At 66.0% G+C, this 12,711-nt stretch carries 10 protein-coding genes; 3 read left to right on the top strand and 7 right to left on the bottom strand.

Going from position 1 to position 12,711, the window contains the following annotated elements; genetic code table 11:
• Positions 1 to 2: 2 nt before the first annotated feature.
• The 4 genes from C7450_RS28520 to C7450_RS28505 are packed head-to-tail and all read right to left on the bottom strand — an operon-like array spanning position 3 to position 3,803.
• Positions 3 to 836 carry a glycosyltransferase family 2 protein gene (locus C7450_RS28520; protein WP_110377890.1) on the bottom strand — a complete coding sequence of 278 codons (834 nt, stop codon included), beginning with the start codon at positions 834 to 836 and terminating at the stop codon, positions 3 to 5.
• Entirely contained in the window at positions 833 to 1,471 is a 639-nt protein-coding gene (locus C7450_RS28515; protein ID WP_110377889.1) for an LbetaH domain-containing protein, read from the bottom strand. The genes C7450_RS28520 and C7450_RS28515 overlap by 4 nt, the downstream gene beginning before the upstream one ends.
• Positions 1,468 to 2,673, bottom strand: a complete 1,206-nt coding sequence (locus C7450_RS28510; protein WP_110377888.1) for a glycosyltransferase family 4 protein — start codon at positions 2,671 to 2,673, stop codon at positions 1,468 to 1,470. The genes C7450_RS28515 and C7450_RS28510 overlap by 4 nt, the downstream gene beginning before the upstream one ends.
• Positions 2,670 to 3,803, bottom strand: a complete 1,134-nt coding sequence (locus C7450_RS28505; RefSeq protein WP_110377887.1) for an MraY family glycosyltransferase — start codon at positions 3,801 to 3,803, stop codon at positions 2,670 to 2,672. Before C7450_RS28505 ends, C7450_RS28510 begins: the two co-directional genes overlap by 4 nt.
• Before the next feature lie 298 nt (positions 3,804 to 4,101).
• Between C7450_RS28505 and C7450_RS28500 the strand changes: the two genes are divergently transcribed.
• Together C7450_RS28500 and C7450_RS28495 are read left to right on the top strand one after the other, a co-directional pair.
• On the top strand, positions 4,102 to 5,580 hold the full coding sequence (locus C7450_RS28500) for an oligosaccharide flippase family protein (RefSeq protein ID WP_110377886.1): 1,479 nt from the start codon (positions 4,102 to 4,104) through the stop codon (positions 5,578 to 5,580).
• On the top strand, positions 5,577 to 6,431 hold the full coding sequence (locus C7450_RS28495; protein WP_170147491.1) for a glycosyltransferase: 855 nt from the start codon (positions 5,577 to 5,579) through the stop codon (positions 6,429 to 6,431). The genes C7450_RS28500 and C7450_RS28495 overlap by 4 nt, the downstream gene beginning before the upstream one ends.
• Here the strand turns inward: C7450_RS28495 and C7450_RS28490 are convergent.
• Positions 6,388 to 7,437, bottom strand: coding sequence for a glycosyltransferase family A protein (locus C7450_RS28490; RefSeq protein WP_110377884.1), 1,050 nt, complete (start codon positions 7,435 to 7,437; stop codon positions 6,388 to 6,390). The two genes, C7450_RS28495 and C7450_RS28490, sit on opposite strands and share 44 nt — an antisense overlap.
• Before the next feature lie 460 nt (positions 7,438 to 7,897).
• Here C7450_RS28490 and C7450_RS28485 point away from each other — a divergent pair, with 460 nt between their 5' ends.
• A complete protein-coding gene (locus tag C7450_RS28485) occupies positions 7,898 to 8,980 on the top strand; it encodes a GDP-L-fucose synthase family protein (protein ID WP_110377883.1) in 1,083 nt (360 codons plus the stop codon).
• 175 nt (positions 8,981 to 9,155) lie between these two features.
• Here the strand turns inward: C7450_RS28485 and C7450_RS28480 are convergent, their stop codons facing one another.
• Both C7450_RS28480 and C7450_RS28475 read right to left on the bottom strand, forming a co-directional pair.
• Positions 9,156 to 10,412, bottom strand: a complete 1,257-nt coding sequence (locus C7450_RS28480; RefSeq protein ID WP_110377882.1) for a polysaccharide biosynthesis/export family protein — start codon at positions 10,410 to 10,412, stop codon at positions 9,156 to 9,158.
• Entirely contained in the window at positions 10,409 to 12,709 is a 2,301-nt protein-coding gene (locus C7450_RS28475) for a GumC family protein (protein WP_110377881.1), read from the bottom strand. Before C7450_RS28475 ends, C7450_RS28480 begins: the two co-directional genes overlap by 4 nt.
• Positions 12,710 to 12,711: the final 2 nt, after the last annotated feature.

The raw sequence follows: 12,711 nt of genomic DNA, 5'->3' as shown, positions 1-12,711 counted from the left end.
CCTCACACCGGCAGCCCGCGACGACGGCGACGGATCTCCGCAATCTTGATCACGATCATGTATTCATAGGCGACGAGCAGACGGCAGTAGACATAACCCGCCCAGCCATCCATAAACCCACGTCGGACAAAGTACATGTAAAGAAACCGCAGCGTTGGCCGACATGGCAGGCGGAAGGACAATTCCTTCATTGCGCGGCGGCGGCGCGGCGCCTCCCGGCTGAAGAGATCGCTCATCCGGAAGCTGCCCCGCTCAAGGCTCATCAGGGACTCGCGCGCTTCATGCCATGAGTAGCGATTGTGCTTCTCGTACCAGGCATTGAGCCCCTTGTTGAAGCTGTAATGGGTGAAATGCGCCTGAAGCCGCCCCACCGGCCCATCGACGACGCAGACCGAGTTGATCTCACGCTCGAAATGCGCCTTTTCCGGCCTGACGAGGCGCATGACCCACGTGGGATAAAGGCTGCTATGCTTGAGCCACTGGCCCATGAAGATGACCTTGAAGCGCACACGGAACCCCGCTTCCGGGCAGTCGGGATCGGCGACGGCCGCCAGCATCTCGTCGCGCAGGTCGGGCGGCGTTATTTCATCCGCGTCAGGAATGTATACCCAGGGGTATTTGAAGGGAATTTCCTTCAATCCGTAAGTATGCTGCGTGTGTTCATTGTCGTAAGTCCGTTGATAGACGCGGGCGCCTGCCGCTTTCGCGATCTCGACGGTGCGATCCGTACTGAAGGAATCGAGCACAACGACATCGTCGCTCCACGCGACCGAGGCCAGACACGCCGGCAGAATGTTCTCCTCGTTCAGGGTCAGGATGAGAACGGAAATGCTCATGTCGCTCGCCTCCTGTCCTCGACATGCCACGTCGCCCCAGCGGCGGCCACGGCCGGCCGGCGCATGCGGATGGCCCGCGCCGGGTTTCCGGCCACCACGGTCCACGGCGGCACGGTGCGGAACACGCTGGCGCGTGCGCCGACCACCGCCCCCTCGCCGATCGTCACGCCCGGCCCGACAAAGGCATCGGCCGCAACCCACGCATGGGCGCCGATGACGATGGGCGCCGTCACGAGCGGCATGTCGGGCGCGTCGATGTCATGGCTCGCCGCGCACAGGAAGCTGTACTGGCTCACCGTCGCATAGTCGCCGATGGCAATGAGATCGACCGCGTAGCAGTCGACACGATGGCTGAGGCTGGCGCAGGTGCCCATCGTCAGATTCCAGGGCGCCCATATGCGGGCGGACGCGTGAATGACCGCGCCGGGGCCGATCTCGGCGCCGAACAGCCTGAGCAGCATCCGCCGCCAGGCGTGGAACGGCTTGGGGCTCGGCCGGAACAACAGGAGCCACACGCTCCCCCAGGCGAGCCTGGCGATCTTGTTGGCGCGACTATGCGGGCTCGGCCGGTAGGCGCCATCCGCCCCGAGGGGCCGGGAGCCTTCGCCCTGACGCGCCGGCGGGGCGCCGATCATGACACGGCCCGCTCGCGCAGGACGCGCAGAACATTCTTGATCGGCAACGGCAGATAGCTGCGCAGGCCGGGCCTCAGCCCCCGGGCCATGCGCCAGTGATCGAACGCCAGCGGCTTCGCGATGGGAGGGCGATCGTGGACCAGCCGGCGGATCAGCGCGTGATAGCGGGACGCCATCAGATCGGCCCGAAACCGCTCATGCGCCGTCCAGCACCCTGCCGCAGCAAGCCGGTGCAGAAGCGGGCGATCGTCGTTGAGGCACATGACGGCCGCGGCCGCGGCGCGCCAGTCGCCCACCGGGAATAGCAGGCCGTCGGCCCCATCGGTCACGATGGCGTCGGTGACCCCGTGGATCCGCGCGACGACGGGCACGCAGCCACGCGCCATGGCCTCCACCGCGGTGATCATGAAGCCCTCGAAACGCGATGGCCCGAGAAGAATGTCATGGGTCTTCATCAAGTCATCGACCTCATCGGGCCCGACCTCGCCCGTGAAATGCACGCGCCCGCCCAACGGCCCGCAGAGCGCGCGCAGGCGTTCGGCATCGGGGCCCGTGCCGGCGATCGTCAAGGTGATCTCAGGTGGAAGCATTTCGAGAATCTGCGGCAGCCAGAACACGCCCTTGGCGACGTCCTCGATCCGCCCCAGCGAGAGCAACCGCAACGGCGCGTGCGCGGCGAAGGGGCGCGCCGCAGGCAGATGCTCTGCGAGATCGGTGCCGTTGGGAATGGCCAGGGTATGCTTGTCATCGAAGCCATAGGATCTGACGAGATCATCACGAATACGCGGCGATACACCGACCGTTGCATGCACATGATCACGGATGGCGCGCGCGGCGGCATAGGTTGCAGGGGTTATATTATGAACGATCATGATGCGCAGGATGGGCTTCGCGAGATAGCGCACCGCATTGGTCTGCGCCCTGTCGGCCAGCACGCTGACGATCACGCCGTCGAAGCCGCCAGCTTCCAGGGCGTTGACGAGCGCGCGCGCCTTGGCCTCCTCGCCGTCGCCGGGCGTGCCGGTGACGAAGCCATGCGCATGCTCAGCCGCAAAATCGGGATCGCGCCATGCCTTGTGCGCCGCCTCCCCGGCCCCGATCCACACAAGTTCCGTGCCGAGTGGCGCGAGCCCTTCGCGCAGAAGCCGATAGACCGTGAAAGTGCCACCGCGATGCGGAAAGCCGAAATAGGCGAGCTTCATGACAGGCGCTTTCGCACGGGCGGCGGTGATATCACGGGATCCGCGGCCGGGGTGACCGCGCCGGAGCTGCGCCGCGCTGCCCGGTGCTCCTGATGACCGACGAAAACCCCATGCAGGCCCGCCACCAGCACGAGGCCGAGAACCATCACATGGGTGGGAACGCCGAGCCAGGCGCCGAGAACCCCGATGCCACCGAGCAGGAACGAAACCATGAGGATGGCGGTCGTTGCCGCGCGTACCGACAGTCCGGCCTCCAGCAGAAGATGGTGGAGATGGCGGCGGTCACTCGCCATCGGGCTCTGGCCGATCATGAGGCGTCGAACGATCAAGCTCAGCGTATCAATAGCCGGCAAAGCACAGAGCCAGAGCCACGCCGGCAGCGGCACCAGACGGGCCGGGCCCGTGGCAGCGTCGATCGTCAGAAAGGCAATGCTCGCGCCGAGCATCGTCGAGCCGGCATCGCCCATGAAGACCCGCGCCCGCGCCTGCCAGGGATGGCGCATGTTGAACATGAGGAACCCGGCCGTCACGCATAGCAGCAGGAGCGGCAGGGCGATGCTTCCGCTATTGGAGAGATATCCAGCGACCGCGAGCCAGAAGAAGGCCGACGCCGCGACACCGCCAGCCAGGCCGTCGAGCCCGTCGATCATGTTAAGGGCATTGATCAGGCCGACGATGAAAATAAGGGTGAAGGGCATGGCGAAAATGCCGAGTTCCAGCGTGCTTGCCCCCCCTTGACCGGCGACTGCGCCAGAGCCGATGACATCGCCCAAATCGGTGATGAGATGATTGCCGGGCGCCACGATGACGATGGCGGCGGCGATCTGCACCGCAAGCCGCAATGGTGCACGCAGGTTGTAGCGATCATCGATGACGCCGAGGCCGACGAGGATCGCAAGCCCGGTCAGAAGCGGCCAGTACGTTTCGAGGAGGCCGTCCACCAGGCAGGCGGTGAGCAGGAATGCCAGGAACATGGCGATGCCGCCGATGACGGGTACGATACCGTCATGCCGCTTGCGGCTGTCCGGCCTGTCGATCAATCCGAGCGGCGCTGAGACTTGCTTGAGCAGCAGGATCAGGACGATCGCCAGGAGGAAGGCGTTCATCAGATGGGTGGCGTGCAGCGGCATATCGAACTCCGCAGCCCGATTGCTCCAGGCCTATCCGGGGGCAACATGGATCGCACCGTTTTGGCGCTCATCCAGTGTTACCCATCGCCTCCTCGGCGGCGATTCAGGATTTCAGGTGACGGGGCGGGCAGGCACGGCGGTCGTCGGAGGTAAAGGCTCGCCAAAGGGCATCGTCCACCCTCACACCCGCCATCATCCATCCCCCCTTTTTCGTAGCCTGGCCTCCACCTTCGGATGAGGGCAGTGCGCCTTGGACTTGGCGTAGGCTCCAAGACCACGTCTTGTCCTGAGGTGGTCGATGATAGGGCTGCGCCGCTCCTTCGCCTTCTCGTTCGTCGAACGCTATGCCGGCAGCCTCATCAACCTGGCGGTGACGGCGGCGCTCGCCCGGCTTGTGAGCCCCGACGAGATCGGTGTCTTTGTGATCGGCGGCACCGTCATCCTGCTCGGCGAGATCCTGCGCGATTTCGGCGCGAGCTCCTATCTGATCCAGGCGCATTCGATCACGGCGGACGGGGTGAGGACCACATTCACCGTCACCTTTGCGTTCTCCGCATTCATTATCGGCCTCGTCCTTTCGACGGCGGATCCCATCGCCGCCTTCTACGGCGACGCACGGCTGGCTGTCGTCCTGCGGATCGCGACAGCGGGCTTCATGCTGGGCGCCTTCATCAACCCTATCCTGTCGCTTCTGCGCCGCGAGATGGCCTTCGACAGGATCGCGCTCGTCAACACGGTCGGGGGATGCGTGAACGGCGCGGCGGCGGTCAGCCTCGCCATCGCCGGCCTGGGCTATCGCAGCCTTCCCCTGGCCTATGTCGCAGGGGCCGCCGCCACGCTGGCGGCAGCGCTGGCTTGCCGGCCTGCGATGACGACGTTCCGGCCGGGCCTCGCGGATTGGCGGCACGTCTTTGCCTTCGGGGGCTATGCCAGTGCGACGGCACTCCTCAACAATCTGTATCTGGCCTGGCCGCAGCTCGTACTGGCGCGCATCCTCGGCTTTGATGCCGTCGGCCTCTTCAGCCGCGCCGCGATGCTGGTGCAGATGCCGGAACGCTCCCTCCTCTCGGCGCTTCAACCCGTGCTGTTACCGGCCTTTGCGCGGGAAGTGCGCGCCGGAGGGGAGCTCGGCACCGCCTATCTCCATGGCATAGCGCTGGCCACGGCCGTGCAATGGCCGTTCCTCTTGGGGCTCGCCATCCTGGCTGAACCCGTCGTCGCGATCGTGCTCGGGCCGGCGTGGATGGGCGCCGCTCCAGTCGTCCGGCTGCTGGCGCTCGGTTCGCTCTCGCTGTTCGCGGCCTTCCTCACCTATCCCGTCCTGGTCGCCCTCGGCCGCGTCAAGGACACCTTGACGACGAGCCTCATCGTCTTGCCGCCGTCGGCGCTCATCGTCACTGTGGCGGCGTTCCACAGCCTCGAGGCGGTCGCGGCGAGCCTCTTCGTCACCGGGCCGCTGCAGATGGCCGTCAGCTTCATCGTGATCCGCCGGCATATGCCCTTTTCCTGGCGGGGGCTCGTCGCGCGGCTTGGTTGCAGCGCCATCGTGACGGCTGGCGCCGGTGCGGCCCCCCTCGCCCTCGCGCTTGCCAATGGCTTCACACCATACCCCGGCGCCCTCGCTCTGGCCTGCGCCATCGTCGGCAGCGGTCTCGGATGGCTGGCCGCGTTGGCGGCCACACGGCACCCGCTGCTCGACCTGTTGCCAGCTCCGCGCAGCGTGATCGGCACCCTGCGCACACGCCTGGCGCTTCGCTTCCGTGGAGGTGTCGTGTGACAGCCCTCGTCGAACCCTTCCCGACGATCACCATCGATCGGACACGCCAGCTCGCGCATTTTCCGGAAGGGCGCCCCCTGGTGGAAAGCGTGGGCGACTATCTCCGCAAGACCGAGACGGCGGTGGCGGGCCGGCCGGTCGCCGGCGCGATCACGGCCATCGTGCCCGTGTATAATACCGACCCGTCCATGCTGCATGTCGCGCTGGACTCACTCCTCGCGCAGATCTGGCGGCCAGCCTACATCCTCGTCATCGACGACGGCAGCGACCGCCCGGACACACAAGCCTATCTCGCCGCGATCGCCGACAGTCCGCTCATCCATGTGCTGCGCAATCCACGCAACCTTTCACTCGGGCCAACAATGAACCGTGCGCTCGACGCCTGTCCCACGCCCTTCGCGCTCAAGCTCGATTCCGATGACGTGGCTCATCCCGGCCTCGTAGCGGCCTATTGTGATCACCTTGACGCGCGACCCACGCCCGATGTGCTCGGCTGTCAGTTCACGGCTTTCGGCGAGAGTCACTTCACCACCCGTCACCCGAGCAGGGTCACCCGGAACCACGTCGTGCGGTCGCCGGGCTACTGGTTCATGAATCACACCGGTGTGCTGCTGAACCGCGACAGCCTCCAGGCCGTCGGCGGATATCGCGCGATGCGCGGCCTGCCGGAGGACTATGATCTCTGGATCCGGATGATGCGTGCCGGGTACTATCGCTTCGTCAATCTGGACCAAAGCCTCGTCGCCTACCGCGACAGCCCCGCGGCACTGCATCGCAACTTCCGGCGTGGCATCGGCCGCCTGCGGCTCATGGCGGCGAAGGCGAGCGCCCGGCTTTTGCCGCCGTTCTGAACGGCAGCGCCCGCGCCCATCCTGTATCGCCGAGAAGAGCCGCCAGCCGCCGGCCAGCTCGCGGCGCGTGCAGGAAATGCCCGACGGGTGGCGCCACCAGCAGCGAGGGCCGGAGCCGGCAGGCAAAGCGCACGAGGTCACGGCCACTTGCCGGATTCCCGCGCCAGCGCTGCGCCTGGCCCGTCCAGAACGCCTGCTCCGCGAGCCTGCGCAAGGCCAATGCCCGCAGACGCGAAGCATCCGGAAGGGCCGCTCCCGGTCCGGAGAAGAAGGTCTCGAAGGCCAGTTCACGCTGTTGGCAATCGCGCAAAAGGATATCGTCGGCATGCAACGACATGTTCGCGCCATGGACGCCGCGAATGCCCTGAATGGCGTGGGTTTCCGCCACATCTCCGAGCATCGCCAGGCGCAGCCACATTTCCATGTCGCCGGCATGCGTCAGCGCGTCCCGATAGGGCCCTGCCGCCTTCTGCGCCGCGCTGCGTACGATAGCGGTTGCCGTTACGATCGGATTGATGGCTGTGGAGCAGGTTCTCCGGATGAAACGCGCGCCGGGCTCCACGCGCCAGCCCGGCACCCTGTGAAGCATTTGCGCCTCGAGCGCCGACCACAGCGGGCGGTGGTCGACACCCGTGTCGAGTTCGGCCCAGCCGCCAAAGGTCAGGACCACGGCGGGCGATGCCTCCATCACGGCAATCGCGCGTTTCAGCGCGCCGGGGGCCACAAGATCATCAGCGCTGACGAGCAGCATATAGGGCGCCTCGACCCAATCGATGCCCTCGTTATAGGTGGCGATATGGCCCTGGTTGACCGAATGGACGATGACGGAAACGCGCCGGTCGCGCCGGGCGATCGCCGCCGCCGCGGCTGCGCTGTCGTCCGGGGAGGCGTCGTCAATGATGAGGATGCGAATATCGTCCAGTCCCTGATCAAGAATGCTCGCGACACAGCGCTCCAGAAAGCGGCCGTAGCGGTAGCAGGGCACGATGACATCGACGATCGACATGGCCGGTTTCTCCTCACGCCTCGTTGAACAGTCCGCACCTGTGGCGCCGCGACGCCCGCATCATCATCGGCCGGCCGGCGATTTCGTCCGAGTTGGTCTTTCGGAGAGCCGGCGTCTCACGCGGATACCGCCTTTCGGCGCTACGGGAAGCCCGCGTCCTGCGAAAGCCTGCCCCTGCGCCCTTCCCTTGGCGGAAGGAATGGCAATTGGCCGGAAGGCTGTTTCCACCTTCGGGCAAGGTGAAGCGCCGCGCGCCGCGCCGTAGACTGTGCAGGACGATTGCCGGCAATCATTGGTAGCCACGCACCGCTTGGAGCAAGTCCGTCTTTTGCGGAGAGGCTCCCACTCCCACAATAAACGAGCAAATTCACCGGCTTGGATAGCATCGGCTGACTCAATCCAAGCCGGATTTGGGATTTGCTCTTGAGCTTTGATGCCGTGCCCAGGGAGGCAACGCGCGATGACCGCAGCAGCAGCAGACGGCTTTCCGACACGCGAGACGCAGGGCGATCTCGGAAACCCCAAGAGCGATCTCGCAAACCCCAAGGGCGATCTCCGCGCCTTGGCGGGGCGGCGCATCTTCGTCGCGGGCCATCGCGGCATGGTCGGCTCCGCCCTGATGCGACGGCTCGCGCGCGAGGACTGCACAATCCTGACCGCCGACCGCACCGAGCTCGACCTCACGCGGCAGGCCGATGTGGAGACCTGGATGCTGGGCGCGCGGCCCGACATCGTCCTTGTGGCAGCGGCGCGTGTCGGCGGCATCGTGGCGAATGCGACGTTTCCCGCCGAGTTTCTCTACGATAACCTCATGATCGGCGCGAATATCATATCGGCCGCCCGCCGTGCCGGCGTCGCCAAACTGCTTTATCTCGGGTCGAGCTGCATCTATCCGAAGCTGGCCGCCCAACCGATCGACGAAAGCGCGCTGCTCACCGGAGCGCTCGAACCCACGAACGAAGCCTATGCCATTGCCAAGATCGCCGGGCTGAAGCTCGCCGAGGCCTACGCCCGCGAACATGGCTGCCGCTTCATCACCGCCATGCCGACCAATCTCTACGGGCCGAACGACAACTTTGACCTGACGCGCTCGCATGTCATTCCGGCCCTGATGCGCAAGATCCATGAGGCTGAAGAAGCGGGACGAAGCGTCGTCGAGATCTGGGGCTCGGGTGCGCCGCGACGGGAGTTTCTGCATGTCGACGATCTCGCCGATGCATGCATCTTCCTGCTGAAAGCTTACGAAGCGCCGGAACCCATCAACGTCGGCTCCGGCGTGGAAGTGACCATTCGGCAACTTGCGGAGACCATTGCCGAGGTCATCGGCTATGAGGGCTCCTTCGCCTTCGATGCATCAAAGCCGGATGGTGCCCCGCGCAAGCTGCTCGATACCACGCGCCTCAGGCGTCTCGGCTGGACGCCACGCATCGGCCTGCGCGCCGGGCTCGCCGATGCCTACAGCCATTGGCGTGCCGGCGCCGACAGCCTCGCCTTCAGCCTGCCGTCGCAGTCCGCAGGACGGGAGCACGCCACCCTGCGGTGAGCGACCCAAGAGCAGCCTGCCACATGATCCTGCAACATGGACCTGCGAGATGGACCTGCGAGATGGGCCCGACCGTTGCTACGGCCGAGCCCATCCCTGTCGGGGAGCTGGCTTGCCGCCGCCCCCTTCCCCTCAGCTTGAGGCCTGACCATCGAGGCCCGGCACCGGCGCGGCCTCATCGCGCCGCGACATCCCGCGCCGGAGACACGCCCGCCCCTCCACTGGCGCGGGCCGGACCGGCGGCGTCGATGCGCAGGATATCGCGCGGCGCGATGGCATCGAGTTCGCCGACAGGCCGCGTGACATAGCGCCCCTCTTCCTGGCGTGTGACAGTATAGTCTGTCGTTCGCCTTTCCTCCGCCCGCATGCTGCTCGCCCGTCCGCGCAATTCGCCGAGGGTCGCCACGAGCGCGCCGATCCTTTCGTCACGTCGCGCGGTGCTGATGTCGAGCTCCGCGAGCGTCGTCGCATTGTCGCGCACCCATTGATCGCGCAATTCGCCGATCTTCTGATCCACCTCGAGCTGACGCTGGTGCGCCCTTGCCAGATAGGAACGCAACTCCAGCGCGTTGCGGCGCGTGGCGGACAGCTCGCGTTTCACGGCGAGAAGCCGCGGCTGAACGGCAAGCCCTTTGTCGTACAGGCTTTGCTGCGTCCTGACCTCTTCCTCCAGGAGGCGCAATTCCTCGTCGTGCAGCTTGATGCCCTCTTCGAGCGACGTGATCTCCTGGTCATAGCTCGCGCGCTGCGCCGCGAGCGCCTTGTTCTGCTCGGCAAGAATCGTGCGCCGCACGCGGAACAGCGACACCTCGTTGTCGATCGCTGCCTGCCTTATGCTTGCGGCAACGAGGTCCCCGCCTGCAATCGCTTCCCGGCCATCGAAGTCCCGGCCTGCGATCTCCGCGCGGACGCGCGCCTTGCGGATCATCTCCGACCAACGGGCGATCCTGAGATCGACGAGTTCCTGCTCGGCCGAGATGATCTGCAGCATCACCGTCTCGCTGTTGGCGGCGCGCTTCTCGCCACCGCCAAGCGCTACGAGCTCCAGCACCGTCATGCCCGGCCGGTATTGATAGGGTCCGGGCTTGTCGACATTGCCGAGCACGAAGACAGGTGCGTATTCGACGATTTCCACGCTTGGCAGCCCGCTCGACGGAATGCGCTCGGCAAGCGCCGCGGCAATAGTCCGGCCGATCTGCAGCGTCGACAGATCGGCAACGGCGATCTCGCCCAGCAGGGGATAGCTGATCGTGCCTGCCGGACTGACCCGAAAGCGCCCGGAGAGCTTGTCCTCTCCATAGACAACCACGTTGAGCGTGTCCCCCACGCCCGCCCGATACGCGCCATCACCGGCAGCACGGGCCGGGACGGCAGCGTGCAGGCAGACGCTCGTGATGCCCACGGCCGTGAGCCAGGCGAACCGCTTCATCATGACCTTTCGCTCCCCAAAGACCTTTCACTCCCCACCTGGACCATGGCCTGCGCGACGGCGGCGCTGCGGGCTGCTGCCGCGGGAGGCCGCGCGGTCGATCCGGAACGCAGGCGGCTATCATGGCGCGTCCCCAGGCCCACCACGCCACCGCCATCCTCAGTGGCTCCCTCGCTCCCGTACTGGGGCAGCAGACGCGGATCAACGCCGTTGAGCACGAGATTGACGCGATCGAGGCCGCACAGGCTCAGCTCGCGCAAGCCTGCAACCACATCGCGCGTTGACGTCGCCCCCCACCGGACGACGAACAGCGTGGCATCCGCAAAGCGGCTGAGGAGGGCCGTCTCCGCCGAGCTCAGAACCGGGGGCGTATCGATGAGCACGATGTCGTAGCGCTGCCTTAACTGGGCGATTGCGGCGCCAACCGCCTCGGAGCCCAGGACCGAATGAGGCAGGCCCTCGGTCAAGCCAGGGGCTATGAAATGGACGCCGGACTGGCGATCGACCTGCAAGCTTTCTGCGAGAGTTGCGCTGCCCCGCACCACATCCGCCAGACCGGGCGCCAGGCCACCTCGCAGCAGGGCAGCGACCGCCGGGCGATGCCAATCCGCGTCGAGCACGACGACCTTCTCGCCGCCGCGGGCCATCGACCGGGCAAGCGACACGCAGGTGGTGGTCTTGCCATCGCCCGCCGCGGCCGATGTTGCCATGATGACCTTTGCGCTTCCGGTTTGCGGAGCCAGCCCCAGGGTCGCCTGCAACTTGGAAAAAGCCCTGCTATAGGCCGATCCGGGCCGCATAACGGGGGACACCGCCGCGCCAGCCCGAAGCATCGCCGGCACAAGAGGAATCTGGCCGAGTATCTTGGCCCCCGTTCCGTCCTCAAGCCGAGCCGCGTCCCGCACGCGATCGTCGAGATGCTCCATCATCATCGCCAGCGCCAGACCGACGCCGAACCCGCCGACCAGGCCGAACACCAGCATCGGCAGCCGCGCGGTCGAGGGCCGGCGCGGCGGCTCGGCCCGTGAGACGAGGCGCGCCTCCGGCGTCGCCAGTCCCTCTTGCTCCAAAGTCTGTTTGTAGCGGTTGAGGAAGCTCTCGTAGACGGCGCGGTTGGCCTCTGCCTCCCGTTCCAGCTGCTTCACATGGATCAGCGCATCGCTCGACGCGGCATTGCTGGCCTGCAAGGCGCCGAATTCCGACGCCAGGGCCTCCTCCTTGCGGCGCGCGACATCCACCTCATTGGCGAGGCTGAGCAGGACCCGTTCGGTTTCGGTCGCAATCTGCCGCTGCAGGGCCTCCAGCTGCGACTTGAGCGCCGGTATCTGAGCGCTCTTCGAAGCGCCGGCACTCTCGAGGCTCATGAGCTCGCGGCTGAACTGCGCCTGATCCTTGCGCAGCAGCTGGATCACCGGCGAATTCAACACCTCGGGAAAGGTCGCGGCGCCGGTGCCGGTATCGTCCTGCGCCAACTGGCGGGCGGTCGCCAGCCGCGCTTCGGCGCCCGCGCGGCTGGCGCGAGCGATCACCAGTTCGCGGTTGAGCGCGTCGAGGCGCTGGACCTGCAGCGGCGTGCCATTGGATTCCACCAGACCGGACTTGCTGCGCAAATCTTCAACGGCCATTTCGGAACTCTGCAATGTGGACCGCAAGTCATCGAGCTTCTTGCCGAGCCACGCGCTGGCCTGGCGCGTGGCGCCCGCTTGCAGGCCCGTCTGCTGGTCGAGATAGGAATCAGCGAAGGCATTTGCCACTTGGGCGGCATAAACCGGATCTCTGTCGGTATAGGCAATGAAGATCGTGTAAGAGCGGCCATCGTTGCTGACGCGCAAACCGTTCAAAAGCCTGTCGACTTCCGATCGAACACTGCTCTCCGCGAGAGTCTCGGGTGCGTGCGCTCGCGACCATGGCCAATATTGCGACAGACTTGACAAAGCCAGAGGCGGCGCCGCCGCTGCCGGAGAGGCATCTTCACCGGACTTCGCTCCCCCAAGTTTCTCCAGGGCTTTTTCGGCGAGCGAGCGTGAACTGATGACGTCGAGTTCCGTGCGCAGCACCGGGCTGTCCTGCGGCAGGCGTGAAACGACGGCATCCTGCAGGATGACCTGGACCTTGCGGGCCTCAAGGACAAGACTGGCCTCCGCCGTATATCGCGCCGGTGTCAGGTTCAGGATCAGGATGGCCAGCGCCAGTCCCAGGGCCAGGGCGGAGATGACGATGAGCCAACGTCGCTGGAGAAGGCCGCGCCAGTCATGCAAGTGATTGCTGGGCTGGCGGAACGATGCAGGACCCACAATCATCG

The sequence above is a fragment of the Chelatococcus asaccharovorans genome (assembly GCF_003201475.1).
Lineage (GTDB): Bacteria > Pseudomonadota > Alphaproteobacteria > Rhizobiales > Beijerinckiaceae > Chelatococcus > Chelatococcus asaccharovorans.
Note: the sequence above shows the minus strand (reverse complement) of the source record. Positions and strands in the feature narration are given on the sequence as shown.

Excerpts from the sequence above, each read along its gene's own strand:
- C7450_RS28520 (WP_110377890.1), bottom strand. The coding sequence starts at position 836 with ATGAGCATTTCCGTTCTCATCCTGACCCTGAACGAGGAGAACATTCTG.
- C7450_RS28515 (WP_110377889.1), bottom strand. The coding sequence starts at position 1,471 with ATGATCGGCGCCCCGCCGGCGCGTCAGGGCGAAGGCTCCCGGCCCCTC.
- C7450_RS28510 (WP_110377888.1), bottom strand. The coding sequence starts at position 2,673 with ATGAAGCTCGCCTATTTCGGCTTTCCGCATCGCGGTGGCACTTTCACG.
- C7450_RS28505 (WP_110377887.1), bottom strand. The coding sequence starts at position 3,803 with ATGCCGCTGCACGCCACCCATCTGATGAACGCCTTCCTCCTGGCGATC.
- C7450_RS28500 (WP_110377886.1), top strand. The coding sequence starts at position 4,102 with ATGATAGGGCTGCGCCGCTCCTTCGCCTTCTCGTTCGTCGAACGCTAT.
- C7450_RS28490 (WP_110377884.1), bottom strand. The coding sequence starts at position 7,437 with ATGTCGATCGTCGATGTCATCGTGCCCTGCTACCGCTACGGCCGCTTT.
- C7450_RS28485 (WP_110377883.1), top strand. The coding sequence starts at position 7,898 with ATGACCGCAGCAGCAGCAGACGGCTTTCCGACACGCGAGACGCAGGGC.
- C7450_RS28480 (WP_110377882.1), bottom strand. The coding sequence starts at position 10,412 with ATGATGAAGCGGTTCGCCTGGCTCACGGCCGTGGGCATCACGAGCGTC.
- C7450_RS28475 (WP_110377881.1), bottom strand. The coding sequence starts at position 12,709 with ATGATTGTGGGTCCTGCATCGTTCCGCCAGCCCAGCAATCACTTGCAT.